The organism is Phycicoccus endophyticus, from assembly GCF_011326735.1.
GTDB lineage: Bacteria > Actinomycetota > Actinomycetes > Actinomycetales > Dermatophilaceae > Phycicoccus > Phycicoccus endophyticus.
Map to the genome: position 1 here is coordinate 126890 of NZ_JAANCN010000001.1, position 16333 is coordinate 143222.

Below are 16333 nucleotides of genomic sequence, written 5' to 3' on the forward strand. Positions count from 1 at the left end.
ACCATTCTCAACAGTAATGAGAACCGTTGTCAAATTCATGAGCAGGCCGGCGGGGGCGGTCAGCCGCGGGGGACGGCCTGGGTGACGAGGACGGCGACCATGAGGGCGACGACGGCCAGGCGCATGAGCCGCTCGGCCCCGGACAGCCGCGGCCAGGCGAGAGCGAGGATCCACGCGAGGACGAGGACGACGACGCCGATGAGCAGCCATCCCGGTGCCGGCAGGAGGACGCCCGCGACGACGAGCGCGAGGACGAGGAGGAAGGGCAGCGCGCGGGGCAGGCCGTCCAGCCACCGCACGGCGGGCAGGCTGGCGCGCTCGAAGGACTGACGCAGGCTCGACACGGCGGCCAGCCTACGGGCCGGCGGACAACCGGTTCGGAGGGGTGGCGCCCGGCTGTATAGCCTTGCGCGCATGGCAGCCCCCACCTCCGTCGTCGACACCGTCGTCTCCCTCGCCAAGCGGCGCGGGTTCGTCTTCCCGTGCGGCGAGATCTACGGCGGGACGCGCTCGGCGTGGGACTACGGACCGCTCGGGGTCGAGCTCAAGGAGAACATCAAGCGCCAGTGGTGGAGGTCGATGGTCACCGCGCGCGAGGACGTCGTCGGGCTCGACTCCTCGATCATCCTGCCGCGTCAGACCTGGGTGGCCTCGGGCCACGTCGGGGAGTTCACCGACCCGCTCACCGAGTGCCAGTCCTGCCACCGCCGCTTCCGGGTCGACCACATGCAGGAGGCCGTCGCGGACCGGGAGGCGCGCAAGGGCACCGAGGTCGACCCGGACACCATCCCCCTCGGCGAGATCGCCTGCCCGCACTGCGGCACCCGTGGCCAGTGGACCGAGCCGCGGGAGTTCAACATGATGCTCAAGACCTACCTCGGGGTCATCGAGGACGAGTCGGGCCTGCACTACCTGCGCCCCGAGACCGCCCAGGGCATCTTCATCAACTTCCTCAACGTCATGCAGGCCTCGCGCAGGAAGCCGCCGTTCGGCATCGCCCAGACCGGCAAGAGCTTCCGCAACGAGATCACCCCGGGCAACTTCATCTTCCGGACCCGTGAGTTCGAGCAGATGGAGATGGAGTTCTTCGTCAAGCCCGGCGAGGACGAGGAGTGGCACCAGTACTGGATCGAGGAGCGGACCCGCTGGTACACCGACCTCGGGATCGACCCGGCGAACCTGCGCCACTACGAGCACCCGCAGGAGAAGCTCTCGCACTACAGCAAGCGCACCGTCGACATCGAGTACCGGTTCGGCTTCGCGGGGAGCGAGTGGGGCGAGCTCGAGGGCATCGCCAACCGCACCGACTTCGACCTGACGACGCACAGCACGCACTCGGGCACCGACCTGGTCTACTTCGACCAGGCATCGGGGGAGCGGTACACCCCGTACGTCATCGAGCCCGCGGCCGGTCTCTCGCGCAGCCTGATGACCTTCCTCGTCGACGCCTACACCGAGGACGAGGCGCCGAACACCAAGGGCGGCGTCGACAAGCGCACGGTGCTGCGCCTCGACCCGCGGCTGGCCCCGGTCAAGGCCGCGGTGCTCCCGCTCTCGCGCAACGCCGACCTCTCACCGAAGGCCAAGGACCTCGCGACCAGCCTGCGCCGGCACTGGAACGTCGACTTCGACGACGCCGGGGCGATCGGGCGGCGCTACCGCCGCCAGGACGAGATCGGCACGCCGCTGTGCATTACCGTCGACTTCGACACCCTCGAGGACCAGGCGGTGACCGTGCGCGAGCGCGACGCGATGACCCAGGAGCGGGTCGCGCTCGACCAGGTCGAGAGCTACCTCGCCGCCCGCCTCGTCGGCTGCTGAGCGCCCCGCGGGGGCGCGGGACTTGCCCGCCGGGGGCTCGTGGCCTTCGATGAGGGGGTGGATGAGGCCCTGCTGCGTGACGTCGTCCTCGTCGTGGTCTTCGTGCTCGTCGGCGGCGTCTTCGCCGGCACCGAGATCGCGCTGGTGTCGCTGCGGGCCAGCCAGCTCGACCAGCTCGAACGGCGCGGTCCCAGAGGCGCACGGGTCGCGGCCGTGGCCCGCGACCCCAACCGGTTCCTCGCCGCGGTGCAGATCGGGGTCACCCTCGCCGGCTTCCTCTCGGCCGCCTTCGGGGCCTCGACGATCGCGCCGCACCTCGTCCCGGTCCTCGTGCGCTGGGGCCTGGCACAGGGGGCCGCCGAGGCCGTCTCGCTCGTCGTCCTGACCCTGCTCGTCGCCTACCTCTCGCTCGTCCTCGGTGAGCTGGCGCCCAAGCGGGTCGCCCTGCAGCGGGCGTCCGGGGTGGCCCTCGCCGTCGCCCCCGTCCTCGACCGGTTCGCCGTCCTCATGCGGCCGGTCATCTGGCTGCTGTCGGTCTCCACCGACGCGGTGGTCCGCCTGCTCGGCGCCGACCCGCGGGCGACGGGGGAGGAGATGTCGGGGGAGGAGCTGCGCCAGCTCCTGCTCACCCACGAGGCCATCCCGCTCGAGCGTCGCACGGTGCTCGGCGAGGTGTTCACCGCCTCCGAGCGCTCGCTCGCCGAGGTGATGACCCCCCGGCACGACGTCGTCTTCCTCTCCGCCCGGCTCGAGGCACCCGCCGCGCTCGCGCAGGTGGCCGACCGTCCCTTCTCCCGCTACCCGGTGACCGGGGAGGACTTCGACGACGTGCGGGGTGTCGTGCACGTGCGTGACCTCTACGAGGCGTGCGTGCGGCTGCCGGGGAAGCAGGCCGGTGCCGACGGCGCCGAGGCCCGGGTCGGGCCGCGTCCCGGCCGCACCCCACGGGTGGGCGACGTCATGCGCCCCGTCCTCGCCCTGCCCTCGACGAACGCGCTGCTGCCCTCGCTCTCGACCCTCCGGCGAGAGGGGGCCCAGCTCGCCCTCGTCGTCGACGAGTACGGCGGCACGGACGGCATCGTGACCCTCGAGGACCTGCTCGAAGAGCTCGTCGGCGAGATCCGCGACGAGCGCGACGACGTCGGGGGCCGTGCGGTCCTGGCAGACGCGGGAGGCGGGGCGGTCGTCGACGCCGGCCTCAACCTCGAGGACCTGCAGGAGGCCACGGGTCTCGCGCTCCCGGACACCGGCGCCTACGAGACGGTCGGTGGCTACGTCCTGGCCCGCCTCGGACGGGTGGCCGAGGTCGGTGACGTCGTCCCGGCCCCCGGGGCGAGCCTCGAGGTGCTCGAGGTCGACGGGCGGCACATCGAACGGGTCCGGGTGCGGCGGCGCTAGTCGTCCGGGCCGTCCCGGCCCCACACCTCCTCGGCGTCCTCGACCCGCCCGGCCCGGTCGAGGGCCCGAGCCAGCGCCCCGGCGACCGCCACCCGCTCCTCGGCCATGCCGGCGGCCCGTAGCTGCTCGAGGGAGTCGCGCAGGAGCGGCTCGGCCTGCTCGAGCCGGTCGGCCTCGGCGAGCACGACCCCGCGTTCGGCGCGCAGGACGAGCTCGAACTCCCCGCCGACGAGCGCCTCGGCGCGGGTGAGGCGCTCGAGGGCCTCGTCGGTACGTCCGGCGTCGGCGAGCACGTGGGCCCCCTCACGCAGGATGTCGGGCTCGAGCTCCTCGGCGTCGAAGGCGTCGTCGTCGGCCTCGCCGGACGGGCGCGCCGCGGCGAGCCGCTCGACGTCGGCGAGGACGGCGTCGAGAGCGGCCAGCCCCCCGTCGACGTCGCCGGCCGCGGCCCGCACCGCTGCCCGCGAGCGCAGCGCCTCGAGGAGCACGGGCACGGTCGAGCTGCGCCGGGCGAGCGCCACGGCGGCGTCGAGCTCGGTGGCTGCGGTGGCGAGGTCCTCACCGTCCCAGGCCGCCGTCCCGGCCCGGTACCGGGCGTGGCTCGCCTCCTCGAGGCGGTCGGTCTGCTCGAACGCCTCGGCGGCCGAGGTGAAGGCCTCCCGGGCCTGCGGCCACGCCCCCAGGGCGAGCGCGGCGTTGCCGAGGGCCCAGGTGGTGGGGCCGAGCAGCTCCGGCACGTGCTCACGCACGACGGGCGCGGCAGCGGCCAGCAGCTCGGCCGCCTCGGGCGCGCGCCCCTGCTCCAGCCAGGACAGGCCCAGGTGGCGCTGCGCGACCGCGAGGGCCACCGGGTCGCGCAGCCGCACGGCCAGGGCCAGCGCGTCGGCCGCCCGCGGCTCGAGGGCGCCCCACTCCGCACGCTCGACGAGCAGGTCGCACCAGGCGAAGAGCACCGCCATCCGCGACCCGTCGGGCACGTCGCGGACAGCGGCGGCGCGCGCGTAGAGAGCACCGGCGGCCCGGTGGTCGCCGCGGGCCCGGGCCACCCGGGCCCGCAGGTCGAGCACCTGGACCCCGAGCACCGGGTGCTCGCCCGCCAGCCGCTCGGCCTCGTCGAGGAGGCGGTGGCCGGCCTCGCCCTCGCGGGCGAACGTCGGGGGCGCCGCGTCGAGCAGGCACAGCGCCTGGCGGACCGGCTGCCCGAGCCGTTCGTGCTCCTGCGCCGCCCGCAGCAGCTGCTCGGCGGCGTCGGCAGGCCGGGTGGAGAGGGCGTACCAGCGGCGGCTCAGGGCGGCGGTCTCGGCCCAGCCGTGGGCCACCAGGTCCTCGACGGCGGCGAGCGCGCGCTCGCGGGCCCGGTCGACCTCGGGCGCACCCTCGCCGAACCGCGCGGACGCCTCGCGCACGTCGAGCACCGCGAGCTCGCACCGCCCGTGGGCCACCCCCTCCTCGTCCTCGCCGCGCTCGGCGGCGCTCACCGCCTCCTCGAGCCGCAGCCGCTCACGCACCGGGTCACGCAGCAGGTGGACCGAGCTGCGGTCGAGCAGCGCCGCGGCCGCCCAGTGCCCGGGGGCCGAGAGCAGCGACAGGGCCGCCTCACGGGTCTCGAGCCACCCGCGCAGCAGCCGCTCGAGCGCCGGGTCGACCTCGAGGCGCCAGTCCCGTGCCCGGGCGGCGAGCTCGGCCACCTCCGCGGCGGAGGCCGGGGGCCGCAGCATCGAGTCGCCGGCGGGCGGGAGCGGCAGGCGGGTCGGCGGGAGGGTCGGCTCGGAGGCCACACCGGTGTCGTCGTGTGCGGCCACGAGGGCGCGGGCCGCCTCCTGCGGGTCGCCGTTGGCGTGCTCGCCCGCGAGCGAGCGGGCCGTCGCCTCCAGGTGGGTGAGCGCCGTCGCGGCGTCCTCGTGGCCGACCCGCTCCGGCAGCATCCCGAGCCGCCGTGCGTGTCGGAGAACCCAGGCTGCCGTGGCGGCGAACCACATCCGGTCCTCGGGGTCCTCGAGCGTGGCCACCCGGTCAACGCGTGGCAGGAGCAGGTCGAGCGCGCGGTCGGTGTTCCCGATCCGGACGAGCGTGCGCAGACAGGCGGCCGTGCCCTGGGCGCCGCGGGGGGAGTGCAGGAGGACGGGAGCGGCGCCGCGGACGGCCTCGACGGCCGCGTCGAGGTCGCCGGCACGTGCCCGTGCCTCGCCACCTCGGGCCAGCTCGGCCGCCTCGGCCACCGCGGTCGCGTCCGCCTCGACCTGGGGACCGGGCCCTGCTGCCTCGCTCATGACCCCGATGGAACCAGACGGCGGCGGCCGTTGCGCGCCGGGGGCCGCTCGTGGTCGAGGTCGGCGCGCCCCGGCCCGCTCAGCCCGGGTCCGCGCCGGTGGCCACGGGCCGGGCCGGGTCCGCGACCCACTCGCTCCAGGACCCGACGTAGGGCACGGCGGCGATCCGGACGGTGTCCAGGGCGAGCGCCATCTGCGCGGCCGTGACCCCCGAGCCGCAGCTCGTCCCCACGGCCGTGTCGCGGTGGACGCCGGCGGCCGCGGCCCGCTCCCGGATGCGCTCCGGGGGCAGGAAGGTGCCGTCGGCAGCGAGCATCTCGGCCATCGGCAGGTTGAGCGAGCCGGGCACGTGGCCGCCGACCGGGTCGAGGGGCTCGTGCTCGCCGCGGTAGCGGTCACCGGCACGCACGTCGAGCAGCACGCCGTGCCGGGCCATGTCCGCCGCCCCCGCGGCATCGAGCACCGGGAGAGACCCGGGCCGTACCGAGATCTCGCCCCGCGGCGGCGAGGGGACCTCGCGCGTCACCGGCCCGCCGGCTCGCTGCCACGCGGCGAGACCCCCGTCGAGCACCCGCACCGCGGCGTGCCCCGCCCAGCGCAGGACCCACCAGGCGCGGGCGGCCGACAGCGAGGTGCGCTGGTCGTAGACGACGACCTCGTCCCCGGAGCAGACCCCGCAGGCCCGCAGCGCGTCCTCGAGCACCTGCGGGTCGGGCAGCGGGTGTCGTCCGCCCGGCCCCGGCGGGCCGGAGAGGGCGGTGTCGAGATCGAGGAACGGTGCGTCGGGCAGGTGCCCCGCGGCGTACAGCTCGGCGCCCGGGGTGCCGGTGAGGGACCACTGGACGTCGAGGACGCGGACCTCGTCGCGGGCGAGGGCCGTCGCGAGGTCGTCTGCGGTGATGAGCGCGCGCACCCCGCCATCCAACCACCGCCGTGGGGGAGGGAGGATGGCGGCGTGCCCCGACGCGTGCGGCTCGTCCTCCTCCACGGCTCGCAGGTCAACCGCGCCGTGTGGACCCGCTACGCGGGGCTGCTCGGTCCACACGTCGAGCTCGTGGCTCCCGACCTGCCGGCGCACGGCGCGCGCCGGGGGGAGCCGTTCACCTGGGAGGGGGCCCTCCAGGCGGTGACGACGGCCGTCGGCGAGCCCGACGGGACCCCGGTCGTCCTCGCCGGGCACAGCCTCGGGGGCTACCTCGCCCTCGCCTGGGCCGGGCGCCATCCCCACCGGCTCGCCGGGCTCGCCCTGCTCGGGGCGTCCGCCGTGCCCACCGGCCCCGGGGCCCTCCTGTACCGCGTGCTGGCCCGCGTGGAGCACCGGCTGGGCGCGGACCGGATGGCCCGCGGGGTCGACCGCGAGCTCGCGGCGCTGCTGCCGTCCGCGGTCGCTGCCGCCGTCAAGGACGCGGGCTACGGGTTCGACGGCATCCCGGACGCGTGGTCGGCCGTCATGCGCGAGTGCCGCCCCGAGCTGCTCACCGAGGTCACGGCGCCGGTGCTCCTCGTCAACGGCCAGCTCGACCAGCTGCGCATCGACGCCCGTCGCTTCCGGCGGGCCGCCCGCTCGGCCCCGTGGGTGCGGGTCGTCACCGTCCCCCGGGGGCTGCACGTGTTCCCGCTGACCCACCCGGCCGAGACGGTGGCGGCGCTGTGGGAGCTGCTCGCCTGGGCCCGCAGATTCGCGCCCGCGGCCCCGCCCGCGTGATGATGGTCCGCGCCATGACCCTCGCCGCCCCCTCGAACACCCCGGTGCTGCCTGCGCTGCGCCTCGGGCGCCACGTCGTGCAGTCACCGGTCGTCCTCGCGCCGATGGCGGGCATCACCAACCGCGCCTTCCGCCGGCTGTGCCGCGAGTACGGCACCGCCGGTCTCGAGGCGGGTGGTGCGTCCGGGGCAAGCAGCCTCTACGTCGCGGAGATGGTGACCTCCCGGGCGCTCCTCGAGCGCTCGCCCGAGACGCTGCGGCTCATCTCGCACGACCCGGGGGAACACCCGCGGTCGGTGCAGCTGTACTCCGTCGACCCGGTCACCGCGGGGCTGGCCGCCCGGATGCTCGTCTCCGAGGACCTCGCCGACCACATCGACCTCAACTTCGGCTGCCCGGTGCCGAAGGTGACGCGCAAGGGCGGGGGCGCCGCGCTGCCGTGGAAGACCGAGCTCTTCCGCGGGATCGTCGCGGCCGTCGTGCGGGAGGCCTCGGCGTCCGAGGTCCCGGTCACCGTGAAGATGCGCGTCGGCATCGACGACGAGCACCACACCTACCTCGAGGCGGGGCGGGTCGCCGAGGCCGAGGGGGCCGCCGCGGTCGCCCTCCACGGCCGCACCGCGGCGCAGGCGTACTCGGGGCAGGCGGACTGGGAGGCGGTCGCGCGGCTCAAGGAGGCGGTGACGAGCATCCCGGTGCTCGGCAACGGCGACATCTGGTCGGCCGAGGACGCCCTCGCGATGGTCCGGCGCACCGGCTGCGACGGGGTCGTCGTCGGGCGCGGCTGCCTCGGGCGGCCGTGGCTGTTCACCGACCTCGCGGCGGCGTTCGCCGGCTCCCCGGTGCGGGTGCGCCCGGGGCTGCGTGAGGTGACGGCGGTGCTGCGCCGGCACGCCGAGTACCTCGTCGACTTCTACGACGGCGACGAGCTGCGTGGCGCACGGGACATCCGCAAGCACATCGCGTGGTACCTCAAGGGCTTCCCGGCGGGGTCGAGCGTGCGCAGCGCGCTCGCGCTCGTCGACTCGCTCGAGGCGCTGGACCGGCTCATCGCGGGGATGGACCTCGACGCCCCCTGGCCGGGCGCGCCCGCCGAGGGGCCGCGCGGCCGGGCCGGCTCACCCCGGGTCGTCGCCCTGCCGGAGAACTGGCTGCGCAGCCGTGAGCTCGACGAGGCGCAGGCCGCCGCCGTCGCCCAGGCCGAGCTGTCCGTCTCCGGCGGCTGACGCGCGCGGCGGGCGGCCCTGGCCCCGCCGCAGCACCGCTGTCGGTGGGTCGCGGCACGATGCCCCCATGAGCACGTCGACGGGAACGCCGGGTGGCACCCCGCAGAAGCCCGCCGTCTTCTTCGCCGACGCAGCCGAGTTCGGGCGCTGGATCGACTCGCGCGCCGAGCGGGTCGACCAGGACGCCCGCCGCGGCCGCCTTCTGGGACGCCGCCACCCCCAGCTACCGCAAGATCGTCGTCCACTGGGTCCACGACGCCAAGCAGGAGGCCACCCGGGCCAAGCGGCTGCACGAGCTCGTCGTCGACTCCGCGGCCGGCCGGCTGGTGAAGTTCCAGCGCTACGGCAACCCGCCCGCCTGGCTCGCCCGCGCGGCCGCGGCGGCCGCCGCGGCCCGCGGGTCGTAGGCTCCACGGCGTGACGTACGCGGCGGCCGACCGGGAGCGCTGGGTCGCCGAGGACCCCGCCCTCAAGCGGTCCGACCGCGACGAGTTCGCCCGTGACCGGGCCCGGGTGCTGCACTCGGCGGCGCTGCGCCGGCTCTCGGCCAAGACCCAGGTCGTCGCGCCGTCCTCGGACGACTTCGTCCGCAACCGGCTCACCCACACCCTCGAGGTCGCCCAGATCGGGCGCGAGCTCGGGGCCGCGCTCGGCTGCAACGCCGACGTCGTCGACACCGCATGCCTCGCCCACGACCTCGGCCACCCGCCCTTCGGGCACAACGGGGAGGCGGCCCTGGACGCCGTCGCCGCCGGCATCGGCGGCTTCGAGGGCAACGCGCAGACCCTGCGCCTGCTCACCCGGCTCGAGGCCAAGCGCACCCACCCCGACGGGCGCCCGGCGGGGCTCAACCTCACCCGCGCCAGCCTCGACGCGGCGACGAAGTACCCGTGGCACCGTGGCGGCTCGCCGACCCCGAGCACGAAGTTCGGCGTCTACGAGGACGACCTGGAGGTCTTCGCCTGGCTGCGCGCCGGAGCGCCTGCGGGTCGGCGCGCCTTCGAGGCCGAGGTCATGGACTGGGCCGACGACGTCGCCTACTGCGTCCACGACGTCGAGGACGCCGTGGCCTCCGGGTGGCTGGACCCCCGCCGGCTGCGTGACCCCGTCGACGTCGACGCCGTCCTCGAGGTCGCCGGGCGGGTCTACGAGCCGGGGCTGGGCACCGACGAGCTCGGGGCGGCGCTGGAGCGCGTCCTCGCCTCCGGTGCGGTGCCCCGCGAGCACGACGGGTCCCGGCGGGCCCTCGCGGCGCTCAAGGACATGACCTCCCGCCTCATCGGCCGCTTCGCCGTCGCCGTCGAGACGGCCACCCGCGAGGCCTACGGGGACGCCGCGCTCGGCCGCCACGAGGCCGCGCTCGTCGTCCCCGGGTCGGCCCGCGCGGAGACGGTCGTGCTCAAGGCGGTCGCCGCCCACTTCGTCATGCTCGCCGCCGAGCGGGTGGCGGTCTACGAGGAGCAGCGGGAGGTGGTCGCGGGGCTCGTCGCCGCCTACACCGACGACCCCTCGCGGCTCGACCCCGACGTGCGGGCCGACCACGCCGCCGCTCGTGACGACGCCGCCGCGCTGCGGGTCGTCGTCGACCAGGTCGCCTCGCTCACCGACGTCCGGGCCCACGCCCTGCACCGGCGCTGGTCCCTCCGGCCCGCGCGCTGACGGCCGCACGACCTAGACTCTCGCCACGACGGAGGGAGGTCGGGTGCCGGGTCTGATCAGGTCCGAGGACATCGCCACGGTCAAGGAGCGCTCCTCGATCGAGGACGTCGTCCGCGACCACGTGACGCTGCGCCCGGCCGGCGTCGGCTCGCTCAAGGGCCTGTGCCCGTTCCACGACGAGAAGACCCCGAGCTTCACCATCCGCCCGGCCGTCGGTAGCTACCACTGCTTCGGCTGCGGCGAGGGCGGCGACGTCATCAGCTTCGTCCAGAAGGTCGAGCACCTCACCTTCACCGAGGCCGTCGAGCGGCTCGCCGCCAAGGCGGGCATGGAGCTGCGCTACGAGGAGGGCGGCGGCCCGCGCGAGGGCGGGGTGTCCCTGGGCCGGCGCTCCCGGCTCGTCGAGGCCCACCGGGTCGCCGAGGAGTACTACACGGCGACCCTCCTGGACCGCACCCGCGGGGACGCCCGGGTGGGCCGGGACTTCCTGCGCGAGCGGGGCTTCGACTCCGCGGCGGTCGAGCGCTTCGGGGTGGGTTTCGCCCCGGCCGACGGCGACGCGCTGACCCGGCACCTGCTCGAGCGTGGGTTCACCGACGACGAGCTGACCACCGGTGGCCTCACCGGCCGCGGCAGCCGGGGCCTCTACGACCGCTTCCGGGGGCGGCTGGTGTGGCCCATCCGCGACACGACCGGCGACACCGTCGGGTTCGGCGCCCGCCGGCTCTTCGAGCAGGACCGGATCGCCGCGAAGTACCTCAACACCTCCGAGACGCCGATCTACAAGAAGGCCCACGTGCTCTACGGCCTCGACCTGGCCAAGAAGGCGATCGCCGGCGACCGACGCGCGGTCGTCGTCGAGGGCTACACCGACGTCATGGCGGCCCACCTCTCCGGCGTCGAGGGGGCCGTGGCCACCTGCGGGACGGCGTTCGGTGTCGAGCACATCAAGATCCTCAGGCGGATCATGCGCGACGAGGCCGACCTCGCACCGGCCCGGGTCGTCTTCACCTTCGACGGCGACGCCGCCGGGCAGAAGGCCGCGATGAAGGCGTTCGGCGAGGACCAGCGCTGGGCCGCGCAGTCCTTCGTCGCCGTCGCTCCCGACGGTATGGACCCCTGCGAGCTGCGGCTGGCCAGGGGCGACGCGGCCGTCGCCGCGCTCGTCGACGACGCCGTCCCGATGTTCGAGTTCGCCGTGCGCACGACCATCGCGCGCTTCGACCTGGAGACCGCCGAGGGGCGCGTGCAGGCGATGAAGGCCGTCGCGCCGATCATCGGCTCCATCCGCGACCAGAGCCTGCGCCCGGAGTACACCCGCACGGTCTCGGGGTGGCTCGGCCTCGAGGTCGAGCAGCTCGCGGAGGCCGTGCGGCGGGCGCCGAAGCTCGCACCCCCCGGCGAGCACGAGCGTCGGGCGACCGGCACCGACGAGGTGCCCGAGCCGGACCCGGGGGAGGCCGGGACCGCGGTGCCGCGCCCGGACCTGCGCGACCCCGTCGTCGCCGCCGAGCGCCAGCTGCTCCAGGCGCTCATCCAGCACCCGGGGCGGTTCCCGGACTCCACGCTCGACACCCTGGAGCCCGACGTGCTCACCGCGCCGGCGCACCGGGCGGTGCTCGACGGCATCCGGATCGCCGCGACCGGCGGCCACCGGGCCGGGTCGACCGCGGCGTGGGTGGCGGCCGTGGGGGAGGCGGCACCGGTCGCGGTCAAGCCGCTCGTCGCCGAGCTGTCGGTCGCGCCGCTGCCCGTGCGCTACGACCCCTCGACCGGCCTGCCCCCGCAGCGTTACCTCGACAGCCTCGTCGTCGGCGTGCGCGACGCGCACCTCGGGCGGCGGATCGCCGACGCCATGGCCTCGCTGCGCCGCGTCGAGAACGACCCGGGGTCGGCCCGGGAGGCCGTACACGAGCACCGCACGACCCTGCAGGCGCTCGAGATCGAACGCGTGCGGCTGCGGCAGGCGGCGACGACATGAGGCTGCTCTGGACCGGGCTGCGTCGCCCCGCGGTGCCGGGCCCGGTCGTGGCGGCCATCGGCCCGAGCGCCGGTGAGCGGCTGCTGGCCTGGGGGGCGGCCGCCGACGGGCGCGTCGTCGTCGCCGGGCGGCACGCGCTGCACGCGGTGGCTCCCGGGCCGGACGACGGGCTGGCCCTGGTGCTCTCGCGACCATGGCACCTCGTCGACGCGGGCACCATGAGTGCCGAGGGGCGTCTCGAGGTCACCTGGGTCGACGGCGAGGCGCCGCTGCGGGTCACCCTCGAGACCGCCGGCTCCCTCCCGGAGACGTTGCGCGAGCGGGTCCAGGCCTCCGTCGTGCTCACCGAGGCGCTCGACCTCGGGGTGCGCCGCACGGCACGGGTCGTCGTGCGGCGCGACCTCGCCTCGGGCGCCCTGCTCAGCCAGGCCGTGCTCGGCCCGGGGGTGCGCTCGAGCGACCCGGGCGTCGCCGAGCAGGTGCGCGCCGGCCTCCGGCGGGTCCGCGAGGAGGTCGGGCTCGAGTGACCCCTCGGGCCCGATTTCTGCCCAGCCCCGCGGGGTTGGTATCGTGGCTGCGCCGCTGCGGCGATCCCGCGGCGGCCCTTCCCCTGTAGCTCAACTGGCAGAGCATTCGGCTGTTAACCGGAGGGTTGTTGGTTCGAGTCCAACCGGGGGAGCGGATCGAAGGGCCCCTGAGCTGCGCACGCGGCTCAGGGGCCCTTCGCTCGTGCCCGCGACGCCCGTACCGCCCGGCCGGGGCTGTTCACTCGACGGGCTCGGCCGGTGTCTGCACGGGGTTCCCTGCGACGCTCGAGCTCGCGACCGCGCCGGTCCCGCCAGCGGCGCTCGGCATGGTGGTGGTCGTCGCCCCGACGACGGCGCGGCGGCGGCGCTTCATCCGGCCCTCGACGTAGCCCGCCACCTTGGTCAACGAGTAGTTGATGACGATGTAGATCACCGCGACGACGAGGTAGGCGGGGACAGTGTTGGCGTAGGCCGAGCCGAGGGTCTTCCCGCCCTGGGTGAGCAGCTCGGGATAGAGCACCACGGTGCCGAGCGCGGTGTCCTTGAGGACGACGACGAGCTGGCCGATGAGGGCCGGCAGCATGGCCCGCAGCGCCTGCGGCAGCTGGACGATCCGCAGTGTCTGGCCAGGGCTGAGCCCGATCGAGAGCCCCGCCTCCGACTGTCCCTTGGGCAGGGAGTGGACCCCGGAGCGGACGAGCTCGGCGATGACCGACCCGTTGTAGAGCGTGAGGCCGACGACGACCGCGGCGAGGGGGGCGTAGTCGCTGGGCAGCCAGCTGGCCGTCGCGAAGAAGCCGAAGAAGAAGAAGACCATCATGAGCAGGACGGGCACGGCGCGGAAGAACTCCACGACGGCCCCGCTGGCCCACCGCACCCAGGCCAGGTGCGAGAGGCGGCCCATCCCGAAGGCGAGGCCGTACACGCCTGCGAGGACCATCGAGACCAACGCCGCCTTGATGGTCGCCCACAGGCCCGGGAGGATGTAGGCCGTCCAGACGTCCGCCTCGGTGACGTAGGGGCTCCACAGGTACCCCTCGAGCTGGTTTGCCTCCTTCATCCTCCCGTAGACGACCCACGCGGTGAGCGCGACGAGGACGAGCCCGACGCCGGTGAGGATGTTGTGGCGCAGGCGGGCCCGCGGCCCTGGTGCGTCGAACAGGACGCTCTCGGTGCTCATCGCTGCACCGCCAGCCGGCGCGAGTAGTGGGTGATCGCGATCCCCAGCGGCAGGGTGAGGATGACGAAGCCCAGCGCGAAGAGGAGGAACGTCGGCAGGCTTGCTCCCTCGTTCTCGGTGACCTCGGCGAGCGTGCCGGCCGACTCGGCCGTCCCGAGGATGACCGCGGCCACCGTCGTGTTCTTGATGAGCGCGATGAGCGTCGAGCCCAGGGGCGCGATGGCGCCACGGAACGCCTGGGGCAGGAGGACCTCGCGCATCGACTGCCCGAAGGTCAGCCCGATCGAGCGGGCTGCCTCGGCCTGCCCGGCCGGGATGGTGTTGACGCCGCTGCGGACCGCCTCGCAGACGAAGGCCGCGTGGTAGACCGACAGCATGACCACGGCCCACCAGTAGGCGTTGCGGGAGGCGCTCTCCGAGAACGGCAGGTGGAGGATGTAGGTGAGGCCGAGGATGCTGAAGACCATGAGCAGCGTCAGCGGGGTGTTGCGCACGATGTTGACGTACAGCGAGCCGAGCAGCCGTAGCACGCCGACGGGCGAGACCCGGAAGACGGCGACGACCGTCCCGAGGACGAGCGCGCCGACCGCCGAGAGCGCAGAGAGCTGGATGGTCACCCAGAAGGCGCCGATCACGTCGTAGTTGCGGAGGATGTCGACCATCACCTCACCTCTCGGTCGGGGCCGGGTCCGGTCGCGGTGACACCGCCCACCCGGGGGTGGGCGGCGTCACCGGCGACGGGTCGAAGGGTCAGGAGCAGGCGTCCGGGGTGGGCGGGTTGCCCGCCGGCGGCTCGTAGCCCGCAGGCCCGAGGTTGTCGTCGACGATGGTCTGCCAGTCGCCGTCGTCGATCATCTTGGTGATCGCGTCGGTCACCTGCTGGCACAGCTCGGTGTCGCCCTTCTTCAGACCGATGCCGTAGCGCTCCTCGGAGAACGGCGCGCCGACGACCTTGAGCTTGCCCTCGTACTGGTCCTGCGCGGCGTAGCCGGCGAGGATGGTGTCGTCCGTGGTCAGCGCGTCGATGGCGCCGGAGACGAGAGCGGCGACGCACTCGGAGTAGGTGCCGAACTCCTGGAGGTTGACCCCGGGCACCTCCTCGCTGACGTTCTGGGCCGACGTCGATCCGGTGACCGAGCACAGCTTCTTGCCCTCGAGGCTGTCCGGCCCGGTGATCGAGTCGTCGTCGGAGCGCACGAGGAGGTCCTGGCCGGCGACGAAGTACGGCCCGGCGAAGGAGACGCTCTCCTTGCGCTCGTCGGTGATCGAGTACGTCGCGACGACGAGGTCGACCTGGCCGGTGGAGATCAGCGTCTCGCGCTGGGAGCTCGGCGCCTGCACCCACTCGATGTCGCTCTCGTCGTGGCCGAGCTCGCCGGCGACGTAGGTCGCGACGTCGACGTCCATGCCGGTGTAGTCGTTGCCCTGCTTCAGGCCCAGGCCCGGCTGGTCGAACTTGATGCCGATCTTGATGCCGTCGCCGCCACTCCCGCCGTCGCCACTGTCGTCGGAGCCGCAGGCGCTCGCGGTGAGCGCGAGGGCCGCCGCGGTGGCGACGAGCCCGATCCGGGTGCTCTTCATCGGTGTTCCTCCTGGTGTTTCGTCGACTCGTGGTCGTCGGCTGGCCCGGTCGGCCCTCCGGGGGTCAGTGGGTGAGGATCTTCCCGAGGAAGTCCTTGGCGCGCTCGCTACGGGGGTTGGTGAAGAACTCCTCGGGGGTGGCCTCCTCGACGACCTGCCCGTCGGAGAGGAAGACCACCCGGTTGGCCGCCTTGCGGGCGAACCCCATCTCGTGGGTGACGACGATCATCGTCATGCCCGAGCGGGCGAGCTCGACCATGACGTCGAGCACCTCGGTGATCATCTCGGGGTCGAGCGCCGAGGTCGGCTCGTCGAAGAGCATGACCTTGGGGTCCATCGCGAGCGAGCGGGCGATCGCGACACGCTGCTGCTGCCCGCCGGAGAGCTGGGCGGGGTACTTGTGCGCCTGGTGCCCGACGCCGACCCGCTCCAGCAGCTCCATGGCGCGCCGGTCGGCCTCGGCCTTGCGCATCCCGCGCACCTTGGTCGGGCCGAGGGTGACGTTCTCGAGGATCGTCTTGTGGGCGAAGAGGTTGAAGGACTGGAAGACCATGCCGACGTCCGCGCGCAGCGCCGCGAGCTCCTTGCCCTCCTCGGGCAGCTCCTTGCCGTCGATCGTGATCGAGCCGGACTCGAAGGTCTCGAGGCGGTTGATGGTGCGGCACAGGGTCGACTTGCCCGACCCGGACGGGCCGATGAGGATGACCACCTCGCCCCGGCCGACGGTGAGGTTGACGTCCTTGAGCACGTGGAGGTCGCCGAAGTGCTTGTTGACGTCGCGCAGGACGACGAGGGGCTCGCTCATGGTGGGAGAACCTAGCGGCGCGGTGCGCGCTGGGGGCAGTACCGGGGGAGGCATCGGCAGGGATCGTGACCGTTCCGAGACCTCACCCCGGGGGCCGGGTCGGCCCCGGACGGTGCCCCTGGTCATCTGCGGATCGGGTGGCTCGAGAGGCATGACCGTTCGCGAACCGTAGGGGTCAGG

Annotated in this window: 15 protein-coding genes and 1 tRNA gene; 9 read left to right on the plus strand and 7 right to left on the minus strand. The window is 74.4% G+C overall.

The window, feature by feature from the left end; genetic code table 11:
• Positions 1 to 59: 59 nt before the first annotated feature.
• Positions 60 to 416 carry a DUF6703 family protein gene (locus G8D98_RS00605; RefSeq protein ID WP_308788807.1) on the minus strand — a complete coding sequence of 119 codons (357 nt, stop codon included), beginning with the start codon at positions 414 to 416 and terminating at the stop codon, positions 60 to 62.
• On the opposite strand from G8D98_RS00605, the gene G8D98_RS00610 reads away from it, so the two are divergent.
• Positions 415 to 1821 (plus strand): glycine--tRNA ligase, encoded by a 1407-nt coding sequence (locus G8D98_RS00610; RefSeq protein WP_166097758.1) that lies wholly within the window; start codon positions 415 to 417, stop codon positions 1819 to 1821. The two genes, G8D98_RS00605 and G8D98_RS00610, sit on opposite strands and share 2 nt — an antisense overlap.
• A gap of 57 nt (positions 1822 to 1878) precedes the next feature.
• On the plus strand, positions 1879 to 3219 hold the full coding sequence (locus tag G8D98_RS00615) for a hemolysin family protein (RefSeq protein ID WP_166097762.1): 1341 nt from the start codon (positions 1879 to 1881) through the stop codon (positions 3217 to 3219).
• On the opposite strand, the gene G8D98_RS00620 is transcribed toward G8D98_RS00615, so the two are convergent.
• Together G8D98_RS00620 and G8D98_RS00625 are read right to left on the minus strand one after the other, a co-directional pair.
• On the minus strand, positions 3216 to 5489 hold the full coding sequence (locus G8D98_RS00620) for a hypothetical protein (protein ID WP_166097764.1): 2274 nt from the start codon (positions 5487 to 5489) through the stop codon (positions 3216 to 3218). The two genes, G8D98_RS00615 and G8D98_RS00620, sit on opposite strands and share 4 nt — an antisense overlap.
• A 79-nt stretch (positions 5490 to 5568) precedes the next feature.
• On the minus strand, positions 5569 to 6402 hold the full coding sequence (locus G8D98_RS00625; protein ID WP_166097767.1) for a sulfurtransferase: 834 nt from the start codon (positions 6400 to 6402) through the stop codon (positions 5569 to 5571).
• A 42-nt stretch (positions 6403 to 6444) separates the two neighbouring features.
• On the opposite strand from G8D98_RS00625, the gene G8D98_RS00630 reads away from it, so the two are divergent.
• From G8D98_RS00630 to G8D98_RS00660, 7 genes are all read left to right on the plus strand, one after another.
• Positions 6445 to 7194: an alpha/beta fold hydrolase gene (locus tag G8D98_RS00630; RefSeq protein WP_166097769.1), complete on the plus strand. Its 750-nt coding sequence runs from the start codon at positions 6445 to 6447 to the stop codon at positions 7192 to 7194.
• A 14-nt stretch (positions 7195 to 7208) separates the two neighbouring features.
• The gene (dusB, locus tag G8D98_RS00635) at positions 7209 to 8420 is read left to right on the plus strand and encodes a tRNA dihydrouridine synthase DusB (protein WP_166097771.1); all 1212 of its coding nucleotides are present in this window, start codon (positions 7209 to 7211) and stop codon (positions 8418 to 8420) included.
• A 92-nt stretch (positions 8421 to 8512) separates the two neighbouring features.
• Positions 8513 to 8827, plus strand: coding sequence for a YdeI/OmpD-associated family protein (locus tag G8D98_RS00640; protein ID WP_166097774.1), 315 nt, complete (start codon positions 8513 to 8515; stop codon positions 8825 to 8827).
• Between the two features lie 10 nt (positions 8828 to 8837).
• Positions 8838 to 10079, plus strand: a complete 1242-nt coding sequence (locus G8D98_RS00645) for a deoxyguanosinetriphosphate triphosphohydrolase (RefSeq protein ID WP_166097777.1) — start codon at positions 8838 to 8840, stop codon at positions 10077 to 10079.
• A 43-nt stretch (positions 10080 to 10122) separates the two neighbouring features.
• A complete protein-coding gene (dnaG, locus tag G8D98_RS00650) occupies positions 10123 to 12060 on the plus strand; it encodes a DNA primase (protein WP_166097780.1) in 1938 nt (645 codons plus the stop codon).
• The gene (locus G8D98_RS00655) at positions 12057 to 12587 is read left to right on the plus strand and encodes a hypothetical protein (protein WP_166097783.1); all 531 of its coding nucleotides are present in this window, start codon (positions 12057 to 12059) and stop codon (positions 12585 to 12587) included. The genes dnaG and G8D98_RS00655 overlap by 4 nt, the downstream gene beginning before the upstream one ends.
• A gap of 79 nt (positions 12588 to 12666) precedes the next feature.
• Positions 12667 to 12739: transfer RNA gene (locus tag G8D98_RS00660), tRNA-Asn, on the plus strand.
• Positions 12740 to 12825: 86 nt separating this feature from the next.
• Here G8D98_RS00660 and G8D98_RS00665 read toward each other — a convergent pair.
• From G8D98_RS00665 to G8D98_RS00680, 4 genes are all read right to left on the minus strand, one after another.
• The gene (locus G8D98_RS00665) at positions 12826 to 13767 is read right to left on the minus strand and encodes an amino acid ABC transporter permease (protein ID WP_166097786.1); all 942 of its coding nucleotides are present in this window, start codon (positions 13765 to 13767) and stop codon (positions 12826 to 12828) included.
• The gene (locus tag G8D98_RS00670; protein ID WP_166097788.1) at positions 13764 to 14429 is read right to left on the minus strand and encodes an amino acid ABC transporter permease; all 666 of its coding nucleotides are present in this window, start codon (positions 14427 to 14429) and stop codon (positions 13764 to 13766) included. Before G8D98_RS00670 ends, G8D98_RS00665 begins: the two co-directional genes overlap by 4 nt.
• 88 nt (positions 14430 to 14517) lie before the next feature.
• Positions 14518 to 15348 carry a glutamate ABC transporter substrate-binding protein gene (locus G8D98_RS00675; RefSeq protein ID WP_166097790.1) on the minus strand — a complete coding sequence of 277 codons (831 nt, stop codon included), beginning with the start codon at positions 15346 to 15348 and terminating at the stop codon, positions 14518 to 14520.
• A gap of 64 nt (positions 15349 to 15412) precedes the next feature.
• Entirely contained in the window at positions 15413 to 16153 is a 741-nt protein-coding gene (locus tag G8D98_RS00680) for an amino acid ABC transporter ATP-binding protein (RefSeq protein ID WP_166097792.1), read from the minus strand.
• Between the last annotated feature and the right edge of the window lie 180 nt (positions 16154 to 16333).